The sequence below is a fragment of the Pontibacterium sp. genome, assembly GCF_964228735.1.
Classification (GTDB): domain Bacteria; phylum Pseudomonadota; class Gammaproteobacteria; order Pseudomonadales; family Balneatricaceae; genus Pontibacterium.
In genome coordinates, this window is record NZ_CAXRBQ010000017.1 from 18,143 (window position 1) to 42,287 (window position 24,145).

Genomic DNA, 24,145 nt, shown 5'->3' on the forward strand with positions numbered 1-24,145 from the left:
GATTGAGATGGAATTCTGATGGGTAGTGTGGAAGATCAAAAGCAAGACTCAAAAATTCATGTAATTACAGATGAGGATATTAATAAGCATGGTAAATCCAAACCATTTACTGAAAGTTGGACTTTTAAAGTAATATTTAGCGTGGGGACGAGTGTTGTTGCAGCTCTGCTTCTCTTGGTGCCTACAATATATGTGAACTTTGATAGTTTTCAGAAGATACCCTCTAATATAGAAAATATAGCTACATCTCTAGATGGTATCGGTAAGTCTTATGCCGCAATTAACGAAAGAATGAACAAGGTAGAGGAAACGCATCGTAATGTTTACTATGGTGTGGATGGAGATCTAGCGGCAGGAATCTTGTTCAAGAAGGATATAGGATACTCTCTTGCTATGGATGAAGCTCTTCTAGTAGTTAGGAGTAACTCGCAGTTGCTAAACTCCGAAGCTATTTCTTCTATAGATGACCTTAAGAATATGCGTGGAAAGTTTATTTTACTTCAGGGCGAAGAAAAGGGAGTTCAGACAATGCTTAGGGTTTTTATTGCTAAAACTACTACTAACAAAAAAGATGTTAGGCAGGGTGTTGATCTTTTTATTGGCGAGGAGACAGCAAAGCTTCTGGTTAACAACCCTTCAGTTGGTAAAGTCCGATTGAAGTTTAAAATTATGCAGGATGGTTAGCTCTATTTATTTGGTGTGCACAGGGATGGTATTTGCCTGACGGGACTAAGCTTGGCACGTACTTCATACCCCTTCTACGCCGCCGAGCACTGCAGCAATCTATCGAATAAACGCGAGGACTGTTTGAGGCCGGAGGCCGAGTTCCGCAGCGTCGATTGATTGTGAAGCGCGCAGGGAACCGGACGAAGTCCGGCAAGTAGTAGGGGCGCGGGGGATCGTTAAGGGGAACGCGTGTTCCCCTTGACCATGGATTCATGGAAGACCCTCGATACCCAAATCAACGCGGAGCATGGAAACGAGTCGGTAATCTAAATATCGAGGTTTGTCGCGCTCGGAGCGCGCTGCTACAGGAAGACCGTGGGTATGTCGCGGTCGGCACCCAAAGGGCATAAAAGACCGCTGCTACAAAGCCTGATCGCTAGACACAACAAAGCCCGCTATTACGCGGGCTTTTTCAATTCAGGGCGTAAGGTCAAAAACCTTACAGCGCCTCAATTTTCGCATACTGCTCAGCCAGCTTGTCGTAAGAGGACTGGGCATCTGCCAGTTTCTCACGCTCTTTGGCAATGACGTCTTCCGGCGCGTTTGCCACAAAACGTTCGTTGCTCAGCTTGCCTTCGAAGCGACCGATCTCTTTCTTCAGCTTGTCCAGGGACTTCTGCAGACGGGCCAGTTCGGCGTCTTTGTCGATCAGGCCTGCCATCGGTACCAGAACTTCCATCTCACCGGCCAACTGAGTCGCAGACATTGGTGCTTCGTCGCCTTCGTTCAGCCAGGTGATGGAACCCAGGGACGCCAGCTTGGACAGGAACACTTCGTTGCGCTCCAGACGGGCTTTGTCGCCGGCGCTGCCGTTCTTGAACAGTACGTCCAGGTCCTTCGCCGGGGAGATACCCATTTCACCACGGATGTTGCGGATACCAGTGATGATCGCCTGCAGCCACTCAACTTCCGCTTCTGCGTCTGTATCGTGCTTGGACGCATCTGCTTCCGGGTAGGCCTGCAGCATGATGGTGTCACCTTCAACACCTGCCAGTTCCTTGATGGACTGCCAGATCTCTTCGGTGATGTACGGCATGATTGGGTGCAGCAGACGCATGATCGCTTCCAGTACGCGCACCAGGGTGCGACGGGTGCCGCGCTTGGCTTCAGCGGACGCGTTGTCGTCCCACAGTACCGGCTTGGACAGCTCCAGGTACCATGCGCAGTAGTCGTTCCATACGAAGTCGTACAGGGCCTGGGATGCCATATCGAAGCGGTATTCTTCGAAGTGCTTGTTCACCGTGGTCTGTACGCTCTGCAGCTTGCTCTCGATCCAGCGATCCGCCAGAGACAGCTCTACGTCACCGCCGTTCTGACCGCAGTCTTCACCGTCGGTGTTCATCTGCACGTAACGGGCGGCGTTCCAGATCTTGTTACAGAAGTTACGGTAACCTTCCAGACGCTTCATGTCCCAGTTGATGTCACGGCCGGTGGAGGCCAGTGCTGCCAGGGTGAAACGCAGGGCGTCGGTACCGTGTGCGGCAATCCCTTCCGGGAACTCTTTTTCGGTACGCTTGCCGATCTTCGCTGCCAGCTGCGGCTGCATCATGTTGCCGCAACGCTTGTCCAGCAGGGCAGGCAGATCGATGCCGTCGATCATGTCCAGTGGGTCCAGAACATTACCCTTGGACTTGGACATCTTGTCGCCGCTTTCGTCACGGATCAGGCCGGTTACGTAAACGGTTTTGAACGGTACCTGTGGTTTGCCGTCTTCGTCTTTCATGAAGTGCATGGTCATCATGATCATGCGCGCCACCCAGAAGAAGATGATGTCGAAACCGGTTACCAGTACATCGGTCGGGTGGAAGGTCTTCAGACGCTCGGTCGCTTCCGGCCAGCCCAGGGTGCCGAAGGTCCACAGCGCGGAGCTGAACCAGGTATCCAGTACGTCGTCGTCCTGGCGCAGTTCGGTTTCCAGATCCAGACCGTATTTCTCGCGTGCAGCGTCTTTGTCGTTGGCTACGTATACGTTGCCTTCGTTGTCGTAGAACGCCGGGATGCGGTGACCCCACCACAGCTGACGGGAGATACACCAGTCCTGGATGTCGCGCATCCAGGCGTTGTACATGTTCTCGTACTGCTGCGGTACAAATTTGATGTCGCCGTTTTCAACCGCTTCAACCGCAGGCTTGGCCAGGGTCTTGGCGTCGCAGAACCACTGGTCGGTCAGCATCGGCTCGATCACCACGCCGCCACGGTCGCCGTACGGAACGGTCATGTCGTTCTCTTCGATCTTCACCAGCAGGCCGGCTTCTTCGAAGTCTGCCACGATTTCACGGCGTGCCGCGAAACGTTCCATGCCGCGGTATTTCTCCGGCAGGGTGGTGTCGATCTCGTTGTTCGGGGTGCCGTCGGTGTTGAACGCTTCTGCTTCGTCGCGGATGTCGGCGTTGAAGGTCAGCACGTTGATCATCGGCAGGCCGCAGCGCTTGCCCACTTCGTTATCGTTGAAGTCGTGTGCCGGGGTGATCTTCACGCAACCGGTACCTTTCTCCATGTCGGCGTGCTCGTCGCCTACGATAGGGATACGACGGCCAACCAGCGGCAGGATGATCTCTTTGCCGATCAGGTCTTTGTAACGCTCATCTTCCGGGTTAACTGCAACACCGGTATCACCCAGCATGGTTTCCGGACGGGTGGTGCCGACGACGATGTGATCTTCGCCTGCTGCAGTCTTGACGCCATCTGCCAGAGGATAGCGCAGGTACCACATCTTACCTTTGACCTCTTTGTTCTCAACTTCCAGGTCAGAGATGGCGGTGTGCAGTTTCGGGTCCCAGTTAACCAGGCGCTTGCCGCGGTAAACCAGGCCTTCGTCGTACAGACGAATAAATACTTCCTGTACGGCGTTGTAGAAACCGGAGTCCATGGTGAAACGTTCGGTCGGCCAGTCTACGGAGTTACCCAGGCGGCGCATCTGGCGGGTAATGGTGCCGCCGGACTGTTCTTTCCACTCCCAGATCTTTTCGATGAAGGCGTCGCGGCCCAGATCGTGACGGGATTTCTGCTGTTCGGCAGCCAGTTTACGCTCGACCACCATCTGGGTTGCGATACCGGCGTGGTCGGTACCGACCTGCCACAGCGTGTTCTTACCCTGCATACGTTTGTAGCGGGTGAGAGCATCCATGATGGTGTGCTGGAAAGCGTGACCCATGTGCAGGCTGCCGGTGACGTTCGGCGGCGGAATCATGATGCAGTAGGAGTCACCTTCGCCGGAAGGAGCGAAGTAATTATTCTCTTCCCAGGTCTGGTACCAGGATTTCTCAATCTCGTGTGGCTGGTAGGTTGTTTCCATTAGATTCTGGCTTCTTCTAATAAACGTTCAAATGAATCGGCAAATTATACAGATTGCGAGCGATGGAATGTAGGGCTGAGTTTGCGGTCTAACATCGAAATCGAGCAGAAGGGGGAAAATCCTTATGCATGATTACCTTCGCAACTGCCTTCGCGAGCGTGGTTTTCTGCCTGCGGAGGATCCGGATACCCGGTTAACCCTGGGTGAGAAGTACGAAATTATCGATACTATCGGTAACGATCTGCCCAGTTTGCTGCTGGAACCCGAGTTCAGATCCTACCTGCGTGGCCAGACCCTGCCGGAATGGCCCCATCCGAATATACCACCGGCCTTGCTGCCGCAGGCGCGCTTGTATTACATGCGTCTGGGGTTTATCGCCTCGGGTTACATCAACCAGATCGGTCAGCCGGTTACCCACTCTTTGCCTGCCAATATTGCCCGGCCCCTGTGCAGAATCACTGATCTGCTGGGGCGCCCGCCGATCCTGAGCTACGACGGTTATGCATTGTTTAACTGGAAGCGCTTTGATCCGGAACGGGGGATTGAGCTGGGCAATATCGATACCCTTCAGAACTTTGTGCATCTGTACGATGAGCACTGGTTTATCCTGGTGCACGTGGAGATCGAAGCCCATGCTGCACGCATCATCGATGCAATCCTGACACTGGAAGAGGAAAACAGCTTTGGCGAGCAGCAGGCTGTGGATAAGTGTCTGGAGCAGATCTCGGCGGCGATGGAGAACATCCTGCAGGTGCTGCTGCGTATCCCTGAGAAGATGTCAGACGAACTCTACTTCAGCCGCTTCCGTCCCTATATCCAGCAGTTCCAGGATGTGACCTACGAGTCGATGGGGCAGACGGTAAACTTTCGTGGTGAAACCGGCGCGCAGAGTTCAGTGATGCCGACGCTGGTGGACTTTATGAAGATTCCTCATCAGCCCAACCGGTTAATCAGTCACCTGAACGACATGCGCCACTACATGCCGAAGGAGCATGTGATCTGGCTGGATGCGGTGCAGGCGATGCCGGATGTACGGCCGGTGGCTTCACGAGAGCGGTTTAACCAGGTGCTGGAACAGATGGCAGAGTTCCGAGAGGTGCATTACCACTGGGCGATCAAGTACATCGCGCGGCGCTGTAATGACTCGCAGGGTACCGGTGGTACGCCGTATCTGAAATGGCTGAAATACCTGATCGACGAAACCCGCCAGCATCAGGTGAAAGGCTAGCGATTAAAAGCGACTCCGCAGGTGTGCATCAAACGGAGTCGTGTAGCTGTCTGGCTTAGCCAGCTTCCCGGTCTGGCTGGACATCCAGGCGTGGGCGCATCTTAGTGGCGTCCGTGTAGGCCACGTAGTTGGCCGGTACATCCTTCTGGATGATGGTGTTGGCACCGATCTTGGCACCGCTGCCGATCCGCACATCGCCAAAGGCGCGGGCGCCGGCAAAGAGTTCACAGCCGTCTTCCAGCACCGGTGACTTGCCGTGCCACTCCCCAAGGGTCACCTGCTGGAACAGGTTAACGTTGGCGCCAATCACCGCGCTGTCGTTGATTACTACTCCGGTGGGATGGGGTAGGTAGAGGCCGGCACCCACGTCCATGCTGGAAGGGATCTTGGTGTCGGAGACCAACATACGGCTGAGCTCCAGGAGAATGTCCAGAGGCAGCAACAGTTTCCACAACCCTCCGCCAAACTTGCGCAGGCGGCGCACGCGATAACAGAACGTGACCCAGAATCCAGCATGTCGCCAGGTTCCGTAGCGCGCTTTGTCTGCACGTATGTTGTTGCGGGTCTGCTGGTAAGTAACCTGTGTCATTAATAAATCCCTTCGCGTTTGCTGCTTTCAGGAATTGCGAATTAACGGCTCTTTTTTCGCATGTCGTTCATGCGGGCGACAATGCCTTTGTCCTGATACAGCCGGTAATTGTTACGGGTTGCCTGCAGAATGGAAGGTTCCTGAACCACGATTTCCAGAATTCGCTCATATTTCAGCGCATCTTCCGGCAGATCCAGTGCCATGTTTACAAAAACTTGTTGATGGTCCGGACGCTGATCCGCCCAACCCAGCGTGATCGGGGCCGGGGTATCGGCACCGATCATGGCGTGGGGCAGAAACGCTTCGGGTTTGTGCTCCCATAGCAGCTGGTCGAGATGGGCCGCTTCCTCTTCACTGGTGCAGTGGATATGCATCTGCTTTCCAGTGCCGAGCACGCGATCACACAGTCGGCACAGGAAGAGGGCACGGGCCTCCGGATCGGAGGCCGGCAGGACGTAGAAGTCCGCTTCAGTCATATCAGTCTTCAGCCGCCAGGTTCAGCAGGTGTTGGGTCAGCAGCGGTACACAGCGGCCGGTTGCACCTTTCTCTTTCCCTTTGCTGTTCCAGGCTACACCGGCGATATCCAGGTGCGCCCAGCGGTAGCTCTTGGTGAAGCGGGACAGGAAGCACGCCGCAGTGATAGTACCCGCTGGTGGTCCACCGATGTTGGCGATATCGGCGAAGTTGGAATCCAGCTGTTCCTGGTATTCGTCCCACAGTGGCAGACGCCATGCCTTGTCAGCGGCCTGATTGCCTGCTTCCAGCAGGTCGTTGGCCAGGGTGTCGTCGTTACTCAGCAGGCCGGTTGCCTGGTGACCCAGGGCTACGATGCAGGCACCGGTCAGGGTGGCGACGTCAACCACGGTTTCCGGTTCGAAACGCTCGGCGTAGGTCAGGGCATCACACAGGACCAGTCGACCTTCCGCGTCGGTGTTGAGGATCTCAACGGTCTGGCCGGACATGGTGGTGACGATGTCGCCCGGTTTAGTCGCACGACCGCTTGGCATGTTCTCCGCTGCCGCAACGATACCCACAACGTTCAGCTCCAGATTCATCTCGCACAGAGCGGTCATGGCACCAAATACGGACGCAGCACCACACATGTCGAACTTCATCTCGTCCATGGATGCGCCTGGTTTCAGGCTGATGCCGCCGGTATCAAAGGTGATACCTTTACCGACCAGGACGTGGTTTTTGTCCTCTTCGGAGCCACCTTTGTAGTGCATCACGATCAGCTTGGATGGCTGGTCGCTGCCGTTACCCACAGACAGCAGAGAGTGCATGCCCAACTGACGCATCTCGTCTTCGTCGAGGATGGTGGTTTCCAGGGCTTCATGTTCGTCAGCCAGGGCAATTGCCTGCTCCGCCAGGTAGGTCGGGGTGCAGATGTTACCCGGCAGGTTGCCCAGGTCTCGTGCGGTGCTGATGCCGTTGATCAGGGCTACACCGTCCAGCAGCGCGTATTCGCCCAGCTCGGTGTCGTCTTCGCTCAGCAGGATCGCCAGCTTGTTCAGTGCCAGTGGATCGGCTTTTTTGCTCTTGGTTTCGTCGTAGATGTACAGCTCGGCACCGGCCCATTCGATCAGGTGGCGCAGCTGACGGTACTGGTCGTCATCGTTGCTGCCCAGGCCGTCCAAAGAGAAGACTGCGCTTTCAGCACGTACACCTTTGATCGCACCCATCGCTGCTTTGACGATCTTGCGGTAGCTGCGGTCGTTACGCTCGTCGCTTGCACCCAGGCCAACCAGCAGGACACGGCGAGCGCTAACCCCCGGTACCTTTTGCAGCAGCAGGGTTTCTGCGGTTTTACCCTGAATATCACCGCCGCCAACAATATCGCTGATGTAACCCTGAGCGGCCGTGTCCAATGCTTGCGCAGACGGGGACAACTGACTGTCGGCTTCAATGCCAACTACCAGACACTCGGTTTCACAGCTGGCTACATCGCCATTAACAATTTCAAAATCCATGCTGACTCCATTAAAACAGACGGCTGAATATGATTCTGTATCGCCCAATCGGTTCCGGATCCTGTGTTACGGAAGATCATCGAAAGAGGTTCACAACCTGCTGGGAACCCGCTCCGGAACTGTTTTGTCCGCTTATCTGTCATCTATCAGGTGATTACAGATCTCTGAGCAAGACATTGGGTACAGATTAAAGGATAATTATCGGCCCACTATAAACCATTTTCAGTTCGTAACAGAGTAGCGGAAGTGATCGTTTTTCGATATTTGGCACGGGAAGTGTTGCACAGCACTGTGGCCGTGACCGGTGTTTTATTGCTGATTCTGGTCAGCGGACGTTTTATTAAGTACCTCTCTGAAGCTGCTTCCGGTGACCTCGCCGCGGACGTTCTTTTTGAGATCATGGCCTACCGTATTCCGGGCTTCCTCGAGCTGATCCTGCCGCTCGGATTGTTCCTGGGGATATTGCTGGGGTATGGCCGACTCTACCTCGAGAGTGAGATGGTGGTATTAAACGCCTGTGGTATCAGCCAGAAACGGCTGGTGGGTTACGCCATGGGCCCTGCCGCGCTTGCCGCTGCCATTGTTGCCCTGTTAAGCCTGTGGGTATCACCGATGGGTGCAGCTGAGACGGTGCGTATCTTTGATGAACAGAAATCCCGCAGCCAACTGGAAAGCCTGACCGTTGGGCGTTTTCAGACTCATACCGGCAAAAGCCGTCGTGTTTCCTACACCGATCATATCGGTGATGATGGTACCTTGGGTCGTGTATTTCTGATGGAGCGTACCGCCAAAGGTGTGCCTGCGATTGTGGTTGCCGAAACCGGTGAGAAAAGCAGTGCAGGTGAGACCGGCCAGGAGTTTCTGGTGCTGCAGAAAGGTGTGCGCTATGAAGGCCGCCCGGGCCAGGCAGACTTCACTGAAACGACCTTTGGTGAGTACGGTGTGCGCCTGAACCCGCCTGAAATTGTCTCGGGTGTGACCAAGGCTTCGGCCAAACCTACCGCAGAACTGCTGGCATCTGACCACCGAGTGGATCAGGCCCAGTTACACTGGCGCTTCTCTTTGCCGATTCTGGCGCTGGTGGTGACCTTGCTGGCGGTGCCGCTGAGTCAGGTGAACCCGCGTCAGGGGCGTTATGCTAAGATGCTGCCGTCGATCATCCTCTATCTAATGTATCTGATGTTGCTAAGTACGGCACGTAGCAAGATTGAAGATGGTAAAGCGGATGTGTTTGCCCTGTACGCAGTGCATCTGGTTTTCTTGGCGATTGCGTTGAACCTTCTGTTCGCGGGGCGTTTCTGGAGCAAACTGTTTGACAGTATTCCGATGCCGCGCCTGCGTCGTAAAGGAGGTGCTGCATGATGAACCGCATTGATCTCTATATTACCCGCCATGTGCTGGGTGCGATCTTTGTCGTGATGCTGGTGATTGTGGGCCTGGACCTGTTGTTCGCGCTGGTGGATCAGCTGCCGGATCTGAATGAGGGCTACCAGTTTAACGACGCGCTCTACTACGTGATGATGACCGCACCGCGTCGAATCTACGAACATATTCCACTTTGTAGCCTGATTGGCTGTTTGCTGGGCTTGGGTACCCTGGCGACCACCTCAGAGCTGACCGTGATGCGTGCTGCGGGTGTATCTACATTGCGCATTATCACCGCGGTAATGAAACCGGTGATGGTAATCATTTTCCTGGCGTTGGCGTTGGGTGAGTACGTGGTACCTAAAACCGAACAGGAGGCGCAGAGCTTCCGTACTATTGAAGTAGCCAACGGACGTCGTGGTGCATCGACTCTGGAGCAGGGGGTGTGGCACCGGGAGGGTAATACCTTCCTGTACGTAAGCGCCATATCTCCGAACGGTGAGCTGTTTGGCCTGACCCGCTACCAATTTGACGAGGACTGGAAACTGGCGCGCTCCAGTTATGCCAAAACCGGCGTGTATACCGGTGAGGGTTGGGCGTTAAGCAACATCGTGGATACGGAATTCCTGGGTAATAGTACCCGTGTCGTGCGTCAAAAGAGTGAGCAGTGGGCTTCCGGCATGACCCCGTCTCTGCTGACGACACTGATTATGGAACCACGTAACCTGTCGATTACCGGTTTGCATGCCTACAGTGGTTATCTGGATGAGCAGGGATTGTCTGCGGCAGATTACCAGGTGGCGTTCTGGAGCAAGGTACTGCAACCGCTGGCGATTACCGGCTTGGTGCTGGTAGCGGTGTCCTTCATCTTTGGTCCGCTGCGTAGCGTAACTGTTGGCCAGCGTCTGATCGCGGGTGTAATTGTGGGGCTGGTATTTAAGCTGTTACAGGACCTGCTGGGGCCTGCCAGTACGGTCTATGGACTGCCACCGTTGGCGGGTGTGCTGTTGCCGATTATGGCTAGCTTCCTGATTGGTTGGCGCTTACTTCGTAGGGCCGGGTAATACCCGATCACATAAAAGCACTAAAAAGGCGACGCTGAAATCAGGTCGCCTTTTTTGTATTTATTAAGCTAGGGCTCTTACTTCTTGGCCTTCTTTTTATCTGGCTTTGGCAGTTCAACAACGCAGGTGCCTGAAGCCAGATCCGGCCACGCCATTTTTTCCCGGTTGATGAACATCCAGAGGTAGCCGAGTCCTGCACAGCCAAACGAGATACCTGCAACGAGGAATCGAATCAGGGCCTGCGTCAGGCTGATGTGTTCGCCCTCAGGGGTTTGTACGCGCACACGCCAGGCCAGCATACCCAGTGTTTGGCCGGTGCGGATCCAGAAGAAAGAATAAAATGCGAACAAAACCACAAACAGAATAGAGCGAAAGACCGCTACGTTTTGTACCAACGCTTCGTTGTTGATCAGCATAAGGATGCCGGTGAGCACCATCACCAACGCCACAAAGATCATAAAATCGTACAGCAGTGCGCCGAGACGCTTGAGAGGTGGGGCTGTTTTTACCTGATCAAAGGTTTCGGGAAAACGACGACGTTGCATATGAGATTTCTATTGACGGTGGAAAACGCAGATTCTAGCAGGGTTGTGCTGTAATAAGTAGGAATCCGGATTCTAAGGCGGGACGGTCATGGCTTACAAAGCTGAAGGTTTTGATCCGTGTAGGGTTCGAGTTTCAAACCGTTGTTTTAAGTTCAGGCAAGAAATGTTCTAATTTTACGCGAATGGATAACCATCGTCGTGCTATCTGGTTGTCTGGCGCATCAGGGAAGCGCAAAGGTCGTTAACTCAATTTATGAGAGTAGAACTGGATTTATGATGGTATTCTCCTGCAGACACGATGTCTTAGGGAAAAGACAAATAAGTCGTTTTACGGATAGATAAGGGATTGTTGTAAATTGAAGCTGCTTGTTCACGTACCGGATATTATCCAGAATGAGGGACGGCCGATCGTACCTCTGTTGCGTCCGTTTTATGACTTGCCTCCTCTTGATAAGACGTTCCCCTGGAGCCAAGGGAGTGTCTTTGCAAACTACATAAACAACGCTGAGAACTATTTTGAGTTGGCCCCAGCCAATCAGGCCGATATTGTTATCTTTCCCTTCGACTGGTGCTGGGTGCGCGGGTTTAGTTGGAGAGAGCGTGACGATCAGGAGGCTAAAAGGCGGTTTATCGAGCTCTACCGAAGTGTGGAGGGCAGCGGTAAACCGATCTCAGCGTTCTTTTCGGGGGACCGTTCCTGCGAAAAGATTCCGCTCGATAATGCAACGCTCTTTAGACAGAGCGCTTACAAGTCCCGTGCAGAAAGCAAATCGTGCTTTGCCTTTCCTGCTTTCGTGGAAGACTTTGTTGCGAGTTACTTGAGCAATGAGCCGGTTCTGCGCGAAAAAAGCCCGGTTCCGGTGGTTAGCTTTTGTGGTCTTGCCAATCCTCCCAATATCACCTCGCATATCAAGTCTGTGGTTTATCAGATCGATACACTCATGCGCCTCGGGCATACCGATGTTGTGCCTGCGAAGGGGGAAAACCTACGCAGCAGGATATTGAGAACGGTGACTGATAGCTCTTTGGTTAAAAGTAGCTTTATCGTTCGTGATCAGAATCTCTTTATTGGTGCGGATGATACCAACAGTAAGGTAAAGCTGAGAGAAGAGTTCATCGGCAATGTACTTGAGTCCGACTACGTTCTCTGTTGTCGTGGATCTGGAAATTATTCCTACCGTTTATATGAAACCCTGTCATTGGGGCGCATACCTATCATCATCGATACTGATATTGCGTTACCGTTCGATGATCTGATTGATTGGAAGCAGCATGCGATCTGGGTGTCAGAGCGCGATATCGACCTTTTGCCGGAGATCGTGGCGGAGTTTCACGAAAGAATCACGCCAGCACAGTTTAAGGAATTACAAGAAGAGAACCGTCGTTTGTGGCAGACGTGGCTCTCCCCCGAGGGCTTTTTTGGTAATTTTTTCCGTTTCTTCCAGAGCTAACTAGCAACTGCCCCGGGCATTGCTTTCGTTGGGCAGGGCAAACAATGGGCGCAGCCGGGTGCCCAGCAGGCTGCCGACAAAGGCAGCAACCAGCCACAGCCAGCCGTGTAAACTGCCGGAAACGATACCGCCAAAGAAGGCGCCGATATTGCAGCCGAAGGCGATGGTTGCGCCGTAACCCAGCATCAGACCGCCCAAAATGGCAGCCAGCCAGTGGCGTAAAGGCAGGCGCCACTGCAGAGAGAACTTTCCGGCCAGCGCAGCTGCAAGGAATGCTCCCAGTACCACACCGATATTGATCACCGAGAAGGTGTCGTACTGCAGCGGTTCACCCAGCGCCATTTCACGCCCCGGTTGTAGCCAGTAGGTCCAGAAATCCAGCTCCAGTTCCAGCTCCAGCAACATGGCCACCTTGGCACCCCAGAGTGGATAAGCTACTGCAACGGCCCAAGGAGAGCCGGTCATTACCAGCGTGACAAAGTTGAGTACGGCCAAGGCGACTGCACCCCAGATAAAAGGCCAGGGGCCGGACAGCAGACGCCCGGCAAGACCGAGGTCGCTGCCAGCATCATCTTTCTCCACGTTACCGTGGTAGCGTTTTTCCAGCCAGATTGTCAGCCATGCCACCGCTGTAAATACCGCCAGATTCATCATGATGGCGGAGGCGGCGCCAAATTCGTCTACCAGAGAGATCGGCGCCAGCTGAGGCAGGTTTGTCCACCACTCGTAGTCTTTGGTCGCCCAGAGTGCGCCGATGCTAAAACCGATCATGCTTGGCACAGCGCGCAGTTGGCCACCTCCCACATGGTAGAGATTGCCCGAGGCACAGCCATTACCAAGTTGCATGCCGATGCCAAAAATAAAGGCGCCAACCAGAACTGACCAGCCCAGTGGTCGGACAAAACCTCGTACCTCTTCACCAAACAGCTCGCCCGCCGCCAGTGCCGGGAAAAACAGGCAGACACCTACACTCAACATGATCATCTGGGCCCTCAGGCCTTTGCCGCGACGGTTAAGAATAAAGTTGCGCCAGGCGGTGGTGAAGCCAAATGCTGCATGGTAGAGCGTCAGACCCAGCAGGGCGCCAACCAGTAGCAGTAGGGCTTGGCTGTTGCTGACCTCCTGCTGCAACCACAGCATGCCACCGCCCAGTAGGAGCAGGGAGAAGATCAGTATGATTTTGGACTCAAGCGACTTGGTCGTTGGTGCTTCGGGTACGAGGGTATCCACACTGTTCATGTGATTATCGGCATAGAACGCTGGCTTATAGGAATGGGGCGGCATTCTATCACAGAGCATGAGGTGGTGATAATTTGACCAAAAGATAGTGGCGACTGGTTTATTTGTCGGGTCGTTGTGATATGAGAAGGGTGTTTATTGAGGGAGGAAGGGCCACAGCAGAAGGCTGTGGCTCCGGAGCTAGTCTGCTTACAAAGGCTTACTTGTAAGGGGCTACGTACTGTTTGTGGTAGCTTTCAGCCAGGTCTTTAGCGGCCTGCATCTGGTCGTCGTCCAGTTTCATAACCAGGCGACGCTCAATCGCTTCGGCGGTGTCGTTGCCCAGCTGTGCGGCGTTGTGCATCCAGGCGTATGCAATCACGTTGCTGTCCTGGCTTTTGTCCATGCCGTGCTCGTTGGAGTACAGGGTGCCCAGGAAGAACATGGCGTCGGTGTGGCCTTTCTTCGCAGCTTCCAGGTACCAGCGCTCCGCTTCAGCGAAGTTTTGCTCTACGCCGGTGCCGAAGTTGTAGGAACGGCCGATGTTGTGCAGGGCTGCTACCAGGCCCGCTTCTGCAGCTTTGCTGTACCAGTTGAAGGCATCAACCGGGTTGCGCTTCAGGCCGTAACCGAATTCGTTCATCTCGCCCAGACGATTCATGGCATGGGCATCACCGGACTCAGCTGCAGGTACAACGGTTTTCAGCTCGACCTGATACTCCTTGTTTTTCAGGGCGCGTAGGCTGTTAACGCTTTCCAGATGGCCAACGTTTGCACCTTGGGTGTAAAGGCGTTTCGCGCGTTCCACGTCTTTAGTTACGCCCCAGCCGTTTTCGTACATCTGGCCCAGCATGTTGGTCGCATCAGCGTTTCCTTCTTTCGCCAGTGGCTCCAGCTCTTTCAGCGCAGTGGTGTAATCCTGGGTATCAAATGCACGCGCACCTTTGCCCAGATCGGCAGCCATAAGTGCAGGGGTGTTTAAACTAAGCAGCAGAGCTGCTGCAAGAAGCGTTTTTTTGGTCATCGAAACGTCGCCCATAGCTAGTTTGGGATCGAAAATTTGGCGCCTATTATAACGGCGTCAGCCCTGATGAGAAAATGAACAGGATCAGCCGCAAAAATGTGCGATCTGTGCCCTTTATGCGGCGATGCTATTTTAGCTGGTCCTAATATTGCGGCGATTCTACCGCAAATGCGAGAAAATAGGCAGTGGGGCAGGGTAATGGCTGTTGGATTGCCGCTGTTTTTTGATGTAAATCAGGCGAGATGGGCGGGGTGGCTAACAGGGATCCGCCCAAATTTTTTGGTATCAGGACCAGGTAATCTGCTCGATGCCGTCGAAAGAGAGCTCTGAACCGTCGGCGAAGGTGATGATGCCGATGCTGTCGGGATTCAGGGCCAGTGCCTGGTCTGCCTGGTTGAACTCAACGACCTCGTTCGCCACCGTCAGCTGCCAGGTGTCAAAGGCGTTGGTGTCGATATGAATGGTATCAACCCAGCCTTCGCCACCGTGCAGGTGATCGTCGCCCTGGCCAAAGGTAGCGATGTAGACGTCGTTGCCGCTGCCCGCGTAGATGGTGTCATTACCGGTGCTGCCATAGAAGGTATCATTACCTTCCCCACCATAGAGCAGATCGTTGCCGGCACCGTCGTGGATCTGGTCATCGCCTGCGCCGCCGTACAACACATCGTTGCCATTGCCGCTGAACAGCTGGTCGTTGCCGTAATCACCGAATAGCTGGTCGTTGCCTGCACCCGTAATGACAACGTCGTCGCCGGATCCGGTGGTGACAAAGTTATCACCGCGGTTGGATCTGTCGAGCAGTTCGAAGCGGTCATTGCCGTCGCCAAGGTGGACTTCGTTGTTGCCACCGGTGGTGGTCACAGTGTCGTTACCGGCACCGCCGAACAGCGTATCGTGGCCATTGCCGGAGCTCAGCTGGTTGTCGCCCGCGCCGCCATGTACGTAGTTATTACCGTCGCCTGCGATCAGAATATCGTTGTCATCACCACCAAACAGGGTGTCATTCCCGGCGCCGGTGCGGACGTAATCTTCGCCGTCACCACCCACAACAAAGTGGCTGCCGGTGCTGGCTAGATCAATTAGTTCGAAATGGTCGTTGCCGCTGCCCAGGTAGGTTTCGCTGCTACCGGACGTTACTTCAACGCGGTCGTTGCCCTGGCCTGCGATAATGTTAAACGTACCGCGCCCTGCGATCAGTGTGTCGTCACCATCGCCCCCGTTGAGGGTGTCGTTGCCGTTGCCGCTGTTGATGTGGTCGTTGCCTGCGCCACCATAAATGGTGTCGTTACCGGCACCGGTGATCACACGGTCATCGCCGTTATCCGCAGCGACAAAGGTATCACCACCCAGTTCGGGCAAGATCAGTTCAAAACTGTCGTCGCCGTCACCCAGGTAAACTTCGTTGTTGCCTATACCGGCTTTGACGATGTCGTTACCGCTGCCCGCAATCAGTGTGTTGTTGCCATTGCCTGCGACGATGGTGTCGTGGCCATTTCCACCGTGCAGGTAGTTATTACCGTCACCGCCGTTGATGACATCATTGCCATCGCCGCCGTATACCGTATCGTCCCCGGCCGCGGTAATTACCTCGTCATTGCCGTAATCCGCGGCGACAAAGTGGCTGCCCAGAGAGGTCAGGTCGAGGACACGGTAACTGTCGTTGCCTGCCCCCAGGTAGGTTTCGTTGGTGCCGGACGTCACCGTCACGCTGTCGTCGCCGTCACCTGCAATGAAGGTGTTGTTGCCGATACCGGCAATCAGCGTGTCATTGCCGTCGCCGCTGTTCAGGTAGTTATCGCCGTCCCCGGCGTCAATCAGGTCGTTGCCTTCACCACCAAAAATTGTGTCGTTGCCGCGACCGGTGATGACGGTGTCGTGCCCGGCGTCTGCGGTGATGTAGTTGTCACCGGCAAGGGCCAGGTCGAGTAGACTGAAGTAGTCGTCGCCGCTGCCTAGGTGGGCAATATTGTTGCCGCTGCCAACGACCACACGGTCGTTGCCGCCGTGGGTGTAGATGGTGTTGTTGCCGTTACCGGCATTGATGGTGTCGTCACCGGCACCACTATTGATCAGGTCGTTGCCGTCACCGCTATCGATGCGGTCGTCGCCTTCGCCACCGTAAATTTCATCGTTACCAGCGCCGGTGATGACGGTGTCGTTACCGTAGTCGGCGGCAACAAATTGGTTGCTGGTGTCGGTGCGATCAAGCACTTCAAAGTGGTCAGCGCCCGCGCCGAGCAGGATCTGGCTGGCGCCGGATTGTAGATAGACAGTATCGTTGCCATTGCCACCGATCAGGGTGTGGTTGCCGTGCCCCGCGTGCAGGGTGTCGTCACCTTCACCGCCGCTGAGGTAGTTGTTGCCTTCCAAACTGATCAGGGTGTCGTTGCCATTGCCGCCGTACAGGGTGTCGTTGCCAGCACCGGCATCTAAAATGTCATCGCCGTCGCCACCGTGGAGCGTGTCATCACCTGCTGCAGTGGTTACCTGATCGTTGCCATCACCCGCGACCACAAAGTGGCTGCCAAGGGAGGCCGACTGGGTGACGCGGAAACTGTCGTTGCCCTCGCCAAGGTAGGTTTCAGAACCGCCGGCGTTGACGGTTACACTGTCGTTGCCAGCGCCCGCTACAAGGAGAAACTCCCCATCTTCGGCCAGCAGGGTGTCGTCACCGTCAAACCCGTAGATGGTGTCCTGGCCTGAGCCGCTGTTGATCTGATCATCCTGATCGCTGCCCAGCAGCAGATCGTCTGTATCTGTGCCGCTGAGGTTTATGTGCTGTACCTGCGAGTTTGCGTCCGACATCGTTCAACCCTTTGGATCGCTGGAGGCGTTGGTGATGGACAGTACTGCCCGGCCCGTCTCTATCTTATCTGGTATGCGGCAGTGCTGGTTACTGACCGCAGTCAAACAATCTTTATCGGTAACCTGAGAGGCTACTTGATGGCAACTACGTTGTATTTCGGCTGTTTATATTACTGATCCCGATAAACAGAGGGAAGCCGGATTAACCTGTTTTAATGAAATGAGCGTGAAGGCTAATTTAGTTGGGCTTTGGTTGACTTTGCGCTGTTTGATTTTGTTTGAATTTATAGAGTGATCACGTTTCTGTCAATGGTGGCTTCTGGTTGTTTTTGTTTGAATGTCGGGCCTGGGTCTCGTTTTTTCAGGGTTTCTGCCGATAGTGCTTGTTTAAATCCGGCATAAGCTGGACAGCGAAGAGTGAAAGGTTAGTATTGTAGGCCGGTTGTCGCGTGGCTTTGTCGGCAACGGGTTATAGCTGCGAATGGAGGCAGTGAGTTTTATATGTCGAATCAGGTGGGGATAGAGACGCCGCGCAACTGGCTGCGTATAGATGTGCTTCTCGCGTCCTTTGGAGTAAACCTGCTGGCGATGGCAATGCCTATCGTGGTGTTGCAGGCGTATGACCGTATTATCCCGAACCAGGCGCTGGATACGTTTTCGATCCTTGTGGCCGGTATCGGTGGGGTGATTCTGCTGGAGATCCTACTGAAGGTTATGCGCTCGATGATCCTTGCCTGGAGTGGCGCCCGCTTTGAACACTCGGCCAATATGAGTGTGTTTTCCCGTGTGCTGTATGCCGATTCACTGGCCTATAACCAGCACTCGCAAGGGTATTACCTGTCCCGCATGCAGTCGGTGGAAGATCTGCAGCGTTTCTTTTCCGGTCAGTCGATGTTATTGCTGCTCGACCTGCCGTTTGCATTCCTGTTCCTGGCGCTGATCTGGTTTATCGGCGGTGAGCTGGTGCTGATACCGGCCGCACTAATGGTGTTGTTTGCCCTGCTGGCCGTGGTGCTGGGTAAAAAACTGGAGCAGGCGCTGGAGGTGAACCACAAAACCGAGCAGCACCGTCAGAACTTCCTGATCGAATCCCTGAATAATATCCACACCATTAAATCGATGGCGATGGAATCGCTGATGATGCGGCGCTACGAGCGCTTGCAGGAGCGCTCGGCTGAAGGTGTGTACCAACTGGCACATATCAACAGTGTGGTGCAGGGCGTTGGCAGTACCTTTTCCCAGGTGGCGATGGTACTGGTGGTGGCCTTTGGCTCGTTGATTGTGATCGATGGCGAGCTGAGTGTTGGTGCGTTGGCGGCCGTGACCATGCTGACCGGACGCGCACTGGCGCCCGGGCTGAAAGCGATGGGCTTGTGGACGCAGCTACAGAGTGTGCGAATTGCCAAGAAACAGGCCGAGGAACTGAACGATCTGCCGCCGGAGCAGAGTGGCGAACATATCCCGGCCGAGCCGATTCGTGGTGAGCTGGTGGTGGAGGATGTCTGGTTCCGCTACCCGGAAACCGAGGAGTGGCTGCTCAAGGGGGTCTCCTTTGATGTACCTGCTGGCGGGGCTGTCGCGTTGACCGGTGGCAACGGCGAGGGCAAGAGTACACTGCTGGCGTTGATGGCCGGTCTGCTGAAACCGGAAAAAGGCCAGATCCGAATTGACGATACACCGCTGTCGGAGTACGACGCGGAGACGTTGCGTCACTATATCGGCTACGTGCGACAGTACGGCACCCTCTATGAAGGCACCATTCTGGAGAACATGACCCTGTTCCGCTCCGGTGAGGTGATCGAGCAGGCGCTGGCGCTGGCGCGCCACCTCGGCTTGGATGAGATCATTGCCCGCCTGCCGGACGGACTGGATACCCAGGTGGGGGGCTCGGCGGTTGATCCCCTGTCCGAAGCCGTGAAACAGAAGATCCTGATGGTGCGCTCGTTGGTGGGTGATCCCCGCATCATGATCCTGGATGACGCCAATGCCAACTTCGACCTGAAGAATGATGCCAAACTGCTGAATCTGCTGCAGCGTATTCGCGGCAACCGTACTCTGATTGTGGTCTCCTACCGTCCTTCGTTCCTGCGTATCTGTGATAAAGCGTACGAGCTGCGTGAGGGTGAGCTGATCCAGCTGCAGCGACGCAAAGAGGTCCAGGCCCAGCAAGCTGCACAACAACCGGCTCAGCAGGAGGTGTCGGAGTGAGTATGGATACGATCAACGAACAGCAGCCGGTTACACAGCAGAAAAGTGATGCGCTGAGTGAGATTCTGACTGCTGCGCTGCGCACCGATACCCTTGATACCCTGCAGTCCGAGTCACCCTACGCCGCCTGTTTGCTGCCACTGTTACGTTCCCTGGGCTGGAACCACTATGCCCGTGAGCTGATCGAGGCGTTGCCGCACTTCTCCGACTATCTGGAGCTGGTGGACCTGCGCAATATCCTGGTGCGCCTGGGCTACGAAAGCATGCCTCGCAAGGGGCGCCTGGATCAGTTGTCGTCGGAGCTTTATCCCTGCCTGTTTGTAGATGAAGAGGACCGGCCACTGGTGCTGTTGGGGACCGAAGGCGATCAGGTACGCTACTTTGATGCCTCCGAGAACAAAGAGGTGGTAGGCAAGCTGGATAACCGCAAGGGCTGCGCCTACCTCTTTACTCATATCAACACCACGCATGGCCAGACGGTATCGACCAAGGCATCGGGTGAGTGGTTCGACCAGCTGTTGGGCCGTTTCCGCGGTTTGTTCGGCTGGCTGCTGGGTATGACCTTCCTGATCAACGTGATCGCTATGGCGGTGCCGCTGTTTATCATGATGGTGTACGACAAGGTGATCGGGGCCGAATCGGTGGATGCACTGCCGAGTATGGCTGCAGGCATCGTCTTGTTGTTGCTGTCCGATGTGGTGCTACGTTACTACCGGGGTAAATTGCTGGGCACCATGGCCGGGCGGATGGATTACCTGATCGGGGTAGAGTCGTTCCGGCAGATACTCAGTTTGCCGCCAATCCTGACCGAGCGCTCCACCATGGCGGCACAGCTGGCCCGCCTGAAGCAGTTTGATAGCGTGCGTGATTTCTTTACCGGCAGTAACGCTTCTACTCTGCTGGATCTGCCGTTTATCCCGCTGATGATTGCGGTGATCGCCGTTATTGCTGGATGGGCTGCGCTGGTGCCGGTGGTGATGCTGATTCTGTTTTTGGTGTTTGGTCTGGCCTGGTTGCCGGTCAGTGCAGGGCGTGTGCTGCGTACCGGCCAGGCACGTAACGACAAGCAGAAGATTCTGATTCAGTCCCTGTCGGGGCGTAGCGAAATTAAAGGTGCCGCGGCCGAGCAATCCTGGCTGGATCGCTTCCGCGAGTATTCCGCCGAATCTGCCACCGCCAACTACAAAGCGGCTACGGCCAGCGCGGTGATCAATGCCGTGTCCCAGGCGGGTGTGGCGATTGGTAGTCTGGCGGTGCTGGTGATTGGGGTGTTCTCGGTGATGGCTGGGGATATGACCGTAGGTGCACTGATCGCCACTATGGTGCTGATCAGCAAGGTACTGTCGCCCATTCAGCAGACCTTCCTTAGCTTTGGTCGCTTTAAGCAGGTCATGGCCGCGGTGAAACAGATCAACCAGTTGATGAAGCTGGATGTGGAAAAAAACAGCCGCGCTTCCTCTGTACTGTTGTCGGGCCTGAAGGGACGTGTGGGGATCGACCGCATCAGCTTCCGCTACTCGCCAAGTGCTGATCCAGCCCTGACCGGTGTATCACTGCTGGCTGAGCCGGGTGAGATGGTGGCGATTACCGGCGACACCGGCTCGGGCAAGTCAACGCTGGTGAAATTGATTGCCGGGATGTACAAACCGCAGGCCGGTAGCCTGACCCTGGATGATCAGGATCTTCGCCAGATGAACGCCCGCGACCTGCGTCGTTCCATCGCCTACGTGCCGCAAAATGCTCAGCTATTCCACGGCACCATCGCCCAGAACATCCGTATGAACGATGCTCTGGCGACAGATGAGGATCTGCACAACGTAGCCAGGGCCGTAGGCATTCTGGATGACATCCTGGCATTGCCCCAGGGATTTGATACCCCGATCGGGGATGAGCGTACCCAGCGACTGACACCGGGGTTCGTGCATGGTATCTCCATGGCGCGTGCCTTTGTCTGTTCGGCGCAGGTGGTGATCCTGGATGAGCCAGGCGCGGCGCTGGATCGCGAAGGGGATGTGAAACTGGTCTCTCAGCTGCGTGCGCTGAAAGGTAAGAAAACCGTGTTGGTTGTAACGCACCGGCCGAGCCATATTCGTCTGGCGGATAAAGTGATTGTGTTGGAAAAAGGAATGACTAAGTTTGTTGGTGAGCCGGACAAGGCGTTGCAGGTATTGGTAGGGGGTCTTCGTGAAGGAAAATAAGCAGGTATTTACCTCGGAGCAGACCGCGACACTGCCCCGCGCCCGCGCGCGCTTTCTGGCGCAGGCGATCCAGCTGGAAGAACCTACGCCACGCTTTATTGTGCCGGTGTCGATCTTTGTGGGTATGCTGTTTTTGATTGCCGTGATCATCTGGAGTGCCTTCACCGAGGTGAACGAAGTGGCCTTGGCGCAGGGTGAAGTTGTGCCGGTGGGATCGATCCACGAAGTGCAGCACTTGGAGGGCGGTATCGTTAACGAGCTGCTGGTGCGCAACGGCGACTATCTGAAGAAAGGGCAACTGATCCTCAGTCTTGATCCGGCGACATCGGAATCGGAATTGCAGCAGATGTTGAGCCGCCGCATCAGCCTGCAGTTGCAGGAAGAGCGCCTGAAAGCACTGATCGATCGCCGCCCGCCATCCTTCCCGCAGGTGTCGTCTGGGTACCGTGACCTGCTGGAACGTCAACGCACAATCTACCTGGCGCAGGTGAACAGCCACACCAGCGAGATGGCGGTGATTGAGAGCCAGATTCAGCAGCGCCGCGATGAACTGCGTCGTCAACGTAACCAGGCCGCTTCCCTCAAGAAAGAACTGGTGATCCACCGCGAGCAGGTATCGATCCGTGAGGCTTCGGTAGTACGTGGTTCGGTCTCCAAATCGGAACTATTGGCGGCCCGCGCGAAGGTGGCTGAGGTGGAAAACGAGCTGTTGCAGACCGAAGACGGTATCGCCGTAGCACGAAACGCCCTGAAGGAAACTCAGCAGCGTAAGCGTGACGTGATCGCGCGATTTAACCGCGATATCGAGCTGGAGGCAGGTCAGGTGACCAGCGAACTGGCGGAAGTGGAAAGTACCCTGATCCGCCTGCAGGCACGCGATGAGCGTCAGGAAGTGCGCTCACCGGCTGCAGGTATCGTACAGGGCCTGAGTGTAACCGGCTCCAACGGCGTAATTGCGCCGGGGCAGGTGATTATGCAGCTGGTACCGGTGGATGAGGATCTGATTGTGGAAGCGAAGATTCTGCCGCAGGACATCGGTCACGTACATACCGGGCAGCGCGCCAAGCTGAAGTTTGTCAGCTACGACTTCTCCCGTTTTGGCTCTTTGGAAGGCACGGTCAGTCAGATTTCGGCATCCACCTACTTGGATGAAGAGAACCAGCCCTACTACCGCGCTGAGATCAAGATGGAGAAATCCTATCTGGGGGCGCAACCGGGTGAGCTGAATGTGCTGCCAGGGATGACGCTGACCGCGGATATTCAGACCGGCCAGAAAACTATTTTGGAATACCTGCTACGTCCAGTTACCCGCGGTTTCGACAACGCCTTCCGCGAGCGCTAATCAAAGTTAAGAGAAAAGTTGAGGGAGTGGCAGTTGTGTCACTCCCTGATTCTCTGGGTTGTTGCGGAGTTGGTCCTTACTTCGCACCCAGCAACTCAATCATGTAACCGTCCGGGTCTTTCACAAAGGCCAGGATGGTACTGCCGTGTTTCATTGGACCTGCTTCGCGCACCACTTCCCCACCCTTGGCTTTAATCGCATCACAAGCCGCGTACACATCTTCCACTTCAATAGCGATATGACCATAGGCGTTGCCCAACTCATAGGCACTGGTTTCCCAGTTGTGGGTCAGTTCCAATGCGGTGTTTTCCGACTCATCACCATAACCCAGAAACGCTAGGGTGAACTTGCCGTCCGGGAAGTCTTTACGGCGTAACAGGCGCATGCCAAGGATCTCGGTATAGAACGAAATGGACTTTTGCAGGTCTGTTACCCGCAGCATTGTATGAAGAATCCGCATGTTGTCTGTTCCTTAGTTATCGTGCATTGGTCGAAAGTTTGTATCGACCCTGCCATAGTGTTTTAGTATAACCAGTATGAGACTGATGATTGACAAGAGATAAGGGAAGGGTGGTGTTATGTTTCAAGATTTGAACAAAACGTTTAATCAGTCGATGGAACCTATAAAAGATCTGGTGAACATCCAGACAAAAATGCTGGAAGAGCTTACCCGTCAGCAGATGGCGTGCACCAAGTCCTGCATTGAAGCCACTATCGAGCAGACCAAGGAGATGCAGAAATGCCAGTCTCCGGCCGAGCTGCTGGAACTGCAGAAAGAGTATGCCAAGAAGCTGGAGGAAACATTGAAAGACGCCAGCGAGCATAACCTGCAGGCGCTGGGCCATGCGCGTGACGAGATGGAGCGCCTGACACAGGATACCTTCGACGCGTTTGCCAGCAAGAAGTAAAACAACACGCACTATCGATTCATGCGCTCACTTGCGCAGATCTCTGATTGCAGAAGTAAAAGCCAGTCGCGTCCTGCCACTGGCTTTTTTTAGGTTCATCGTCGATTACCGGGGAAGGCCGCCTTTATCTTTAGGAAGAAGTACTCGGTATCTCGATAACCATAGGCCATACGCTTGATTACTTTGATCTTGTTATTGATCCCCTCCA

Annotated in this window: 19 protein-coding genes; 9 read left to right on the top strand and 10 right to left on the bottom strand. The window is 54.9% G+C overall.

Annotated features, from left to right (window positions below):
• Window positions 1-18: 18 nt before the first annotated feature.
• Window positions 19-684: a hypothetical protein gene (locus ACEQ15_RS01525; protein WP_370277228.1), complete on the top strand. Its 666-nt coding sequence runs from the start codon at window positions 19-21 to the stop codon at window positions 682-684.
• A gap of 481 nt (window positions 685-1,165) precedes the next feature.
• Here ACEQ15_RS01525 and ACEQ15_RS01530 read toward each other — a convergent pair whose 3' ends face one another.
• Window positions 1,166-4,021 (bottom strand): valine--tRNA ligase, encoded by a 2,856-nt coding sequence (locus tag ACEQ15_RS01530; protein WP_370277229.1) that lies wholly within the window; start codon window positions 4,019-4,021, stop codon window positions 1,166-1,168.
• 124 nt (window positions 4,022-4,145) lie between these two features.
• Between ACEQ15_RS01530 and ACEQ15_RS01535 the strand changes: the two genes are divergently transcribed.
• Complete coding sequence (locus ACEQ15_RS01535) at window positions 4,146-5,249, top strand: hypothetical protein (protein WP_370277230.1); 1,104 nt, start codon at window positions 4,146-4,148, stop codon at window positions 5,247-5,249.
• Between the two features lie 55 nt (window positions 5,250-5,304).
• On the opposite strand, the gene ACEQ15_RS01540 is transcribed toward ACEQ15_RS01535, so the two are convergent.
• The 3 genes from ACEQ15_RS01540 to ACEQ15_RS01550 are packed head-to-tail and all read right to left on the bottom strand — an operon-like array spanning window position 5,305 to window position 7,809.
• Complete coding sequence (locus ACEQ15_RS01540; protein ID WP_370277231.1) at window positions 5,305-5,838, bottom strand: serine acetyltransferase; 534 nt, start codon at window positions 5,836-5,838, stop codon at window positions 5,305-5,307.
• 41 nt (window positions 5,839-5,879) lie between these two features.
• Window positions 5,880-6,314, bottom strand: coding sequence for a DNA polymerase III subunit chi (locus ACEQ15_RS01545; protein ID WP_370277232.1), 435 nt, complete (start codon window positions 6,312-6,314; stop codon window positions 5,880-5,882).
• A 1-nt stretch (window position 6,315) separates the two neighbouring features.
• Window positions 6,316-7,809: a leucyl aminopeptidase gene (locus ACEQ15_RS01550; protein WP_370277233.1), complete on the bottom strand. Its 1,494-nt coding sequence runs from the start codon at window positions 7,807-7,809 to the stop codon at window positions 6,316-6,318.
• Window positions 7,810-8,055: 246 nt separating this feature from the next.
• Between ACEQ15_RS01550 and lptF the strand changes: the two genes are divergently transcribed.
• Window positions 8,056-9,171, top strand: a complete 1,116-nt coding sequence (gene lptF, locus ACEQ15_RS01555) for an LPS export ABC transporter permease LptF (RefSeq protein ID WP_370277235.1) — start codon at window positions 8,056-8,058, stop codon at window positions 9,169-9,171.
• Window positions 9,168-10,238, top strand: coding sequence for an LPS export ABC transporter permease LptG (gene lptG / locus ACEQ15_RS01560; RefSeq protein WP_370277236.1), 1,071 nt, complete (start codon window positions 9,168-9,170; stop codon window positions 10,236-10,238). The genes lptF and lptG overlap by 4 nt, the downstream gene beginning before the upstream one ends.
• 77 nt (window positions 10,239-10,315) lie before the next feature.
• Here lptG and ACEQ15_RS01565 read toward each other — a convergent pair whose 3' ends face one another.
• The gene (locus ACEQ15_RS01565; RefSeq protein ID WP_370277237.1) at window positions 10,316-10,783 is read right to left on the bottom strand and encodes an RDD family protein; all 468 of its coding nucleotides are present in this window, start codon (window positions 10,781-10,783) and stop codon (window positions 10,316-10,318) included.
• 356 nt (window positions 10,784-11,139) lie between these two features.
• Here ACEQ15_RS01565 and ACEQ15_RS01570 point away from each other — a divergent pair, with 356 nt between their 5' ends.
• Window positions 11,140-12,234 carry an exostosin family protein gene (locus ACEQ15_RS01570; RefSeq protein ID WP_370277238.1) on the top strand — a complete coding sequence of 365 codons (1,095 nt, stop codon included), beginning with the start codon at window positions 11,140-11,142 and terminating at the stop codon, window positions 12,232-12,234.
• Here ACEQ15_RS01570 and ACEQ15_RS01575 read toward each other — a convergent pair whose 3' ends face one another.
• From ACEQ15_RS01575 to ACEQ15_RS01585, 3 genes are all read right to left on the bottom strand, one after another.
• Complete coding sequence (locus ACEQ15_RS01575) at window positions 12,235-13,473, bottom strand: YeeE/YedE family protein (RefSeq protein WP_370277239.1); 1,239 nt, start codon at window positions 13,471-13,473, stop codon at window positions 12,235-12,237.
• A gap of 199 nt (window positions 13,474-13,672) precedes the next feature.
• Window positions 13,673-14,476, bottom strand: coding sequence for a tetratricopeptide repeat protein (locus ACEQ15_RS01580; RefSeq protein WP_370277240.1), 804 nt, complete (start codon window positions 14,474-14,476; stop codon window positions 13,673-13,675).
• Window positions 14,477-14,761: 285 nt separating this feature from the next.
• Window positions 14,762-17,281 (bottom strand): beta strand repeat-containing protein, encoded by a 2,520-nt coding sequence (locus tag ACEQ15_RS01585; protein WP_370277241.1) that lies wholly within the window; start codon window positions 17,279-17,281, stop codon window positions 14,762-14,764.
• Between the two features lie 501 nt (window positions 17,282-17,782).
• On the opposite strand from ACEQ15_RS01585, the gene ACEQ15_RS01590 reads away from it, so the two are divergent.
• From ACEQ15_RS01590 to ACEQ15_RS01600, 3 genes are read left to right on the top strand one after another with little or no spacing between them, the layout of a single operon-like run.
• Complete coding sequence (locus ACEQ15_RS01590) at window positions 17,783-19,489, top strand: peptidase domain-containing ABC transporter (RefSeq protein WP_370277242.1); 1,707 nt, start codon at window positions 17,783-17,785, stop codon at window positions 19,487-19,489.
• A 2-nt stretch (window positions 19,490-19,491) separates the two neighbouring features.
• Window positions 19,492-21,687 (top strand): peptidase domain-containing ABC transporter, encoded by a 2,196-nt coding sequence (locus ACEQ15_RS01595; RefSeq protein ID WP_370277250.1) that lies wholly within the window; start codon window positions 19,492-19,494, stop codon window positions 21,685-21,687.
• Entirely contained in the window at window positions 21,674-23,029 is a 1,356-nt protein-coding gene (locus ACEQ15_RS01600; protein ID WP_370277244.1) for an HlyD family type I secretion periplasmic adaptor subunit, read from the top strand. The genes ACEQ15_RS01595 and ACEQ15_RS01600 overlap by 14 nt, the downstream gene beginning before the upstream one ends.
• 76 nt (window positions 23,030-23,105) lie before the next feature.
• Here the strand turns inward: ACEQ15_RS01600 and gloA are convergent, their stop codons facing one another.
• Complete coding sequence (gloA, locus tag ACEQ15_RS01605) at window positions 23,106-23,489, bottom strand: lactoylglutathione lyase (RefSeq protein ID WP_370277245.1); 384 nt, start codon at window positions 23,487-23,489, stop codon at window positions 23,106-23,108.
• A gap of 118 nt (window positions 23,490-23,607) precedes the next feature.
• Between gloA and ACEQ15_RS01610 the strand changes: the two genes are divergently transcribed.
• Window positions 23,608-23,937, top strand: coding sequence for a phasin family protein (locus tag ACEQ15_RS01610; RefSeq protein ID WP_370277247.1), 330 nt, complete (start codon window positions 23,608-23,610; stop codon window positions 23,935-23,937).
• Between the two features lie 95 nt (window positions 23,938-24,032).
• Here the strand turns inward: ACEQ15_RS01610 and ACEQ15_RS01615 are convergent.
• Window positions 24,033-24,145 (bottom strand): transposase (locus ACEQ15_RS01615; protein ID WP_370277252.1); only part of this gene is annotated, 113 nt, incomplete at its 5' end.

Bases quoted from the DNA above. Each gene is read 5' to 3' on its own strand.
- ACEQ15_RS01595 (WP_370277250.1), top strand. From the start codon at position 19,492: ATGGATACGATCAACGAACAGCAGCCGGTTACACAGCAGAAAAGTGAT.
- ACEQ15_RS01545 (WP_370277232.1), bottom strand. From the start codon at position 6,314: ATGACTGAAGCGGACTTCTACGTCCTGCCGGCCTCCGATCCGGAGGCC.
- ACEQ15_RS01525 (WP_370277228.1), top strand. From the start codon at position 19: ATGGGTAGTGTGGAAGATCAAAAGCAAGACTCAAAAATTCATGTAATT.
- ACEQ15_RS01575 (WP_370277239.1), bottom strand. From the start codon at position 13,473: ATGAACAGTGTGGATACCCTCGTACCCGAAGCACCAACGACCAAGTCG.
- ACEQ15_RS01535 (WP_370277230.1), top strand. From the start codon at position 4,146: ATGCATGATTACCTTCGCAACTGCCTTCGCGAGCGTGGTTTTCTGCCT.
- ACEQ15_RS01585 (WP_370277241.1), bottom strand. From the start codon at position 17,281: ATGTCGGACGCAAACTCGCAGGTACAGCACATAAACCTCAGCGGCACA.
- ACEQ15_RS01580 (WP_370277240.1), bottom strand. From the start codon at position 14,476: ATGACCAAAAAAACGCTTCTTGCAGCAGCTCTGCTGCTTAGTTTAAAC.
- ACEQ15_RS01610 (WP_370277247.1), top strand. From the start codon at position 23,608: ATGTTTCAAGATTTGAACAAAACGTTTAATCAGTCGATGGAACCTATA.
- ACEQ15_RS01550 (WP_370277233.1), bottom strand. From the start codon at position 7,809: ATGGATTTTGAAATTGTTAATGGCGATGTAGCCAGCTGTGAAACCGAG.
- gloA (WP_370277245.1), bottom strand. From the start codon at position 23,489: ATGCGGATTCTTCATACAATGCTGCGGGTAACAGACCTGCAAAAGTCC.
- ACEQ15_RS01565 (WP_370277237.1), bottom strand. From the start codon at position 10,783: ATGCAACGTCGTCGTTTTCCCGAAACCTTTGATCAGGTAAAAACAGCC.
- ACEQ15_RS01530 (WP_370277229.1), bottom strand. From the start codon at position 4,021: ATGGAAACAACCTACCAGCCACACGAGATTGAGAAATCCTGGTACCAG.
- lptG (WP_370277236.1), top strand. From the start codon at position 9,168: ATGATGAACCGCATTGATCTCTATATTACCCGCCATGTGCTGGGTGCG.
- ACEQ15_RS01540 (WP_370277231.1), bottom strand. From the start codon at position 5,838: ATGACACAGGTTACTTACCAGCAGACCCGCAACAACATACGTGCAGAC.
- ACEQ15_RS01590 (WP_370277242.1), top strand. From the start codon at position 17,783: ATGTCGAATCAGGTGGGGATAGAGACGCCGCGCAACTGGCTGCGTATA.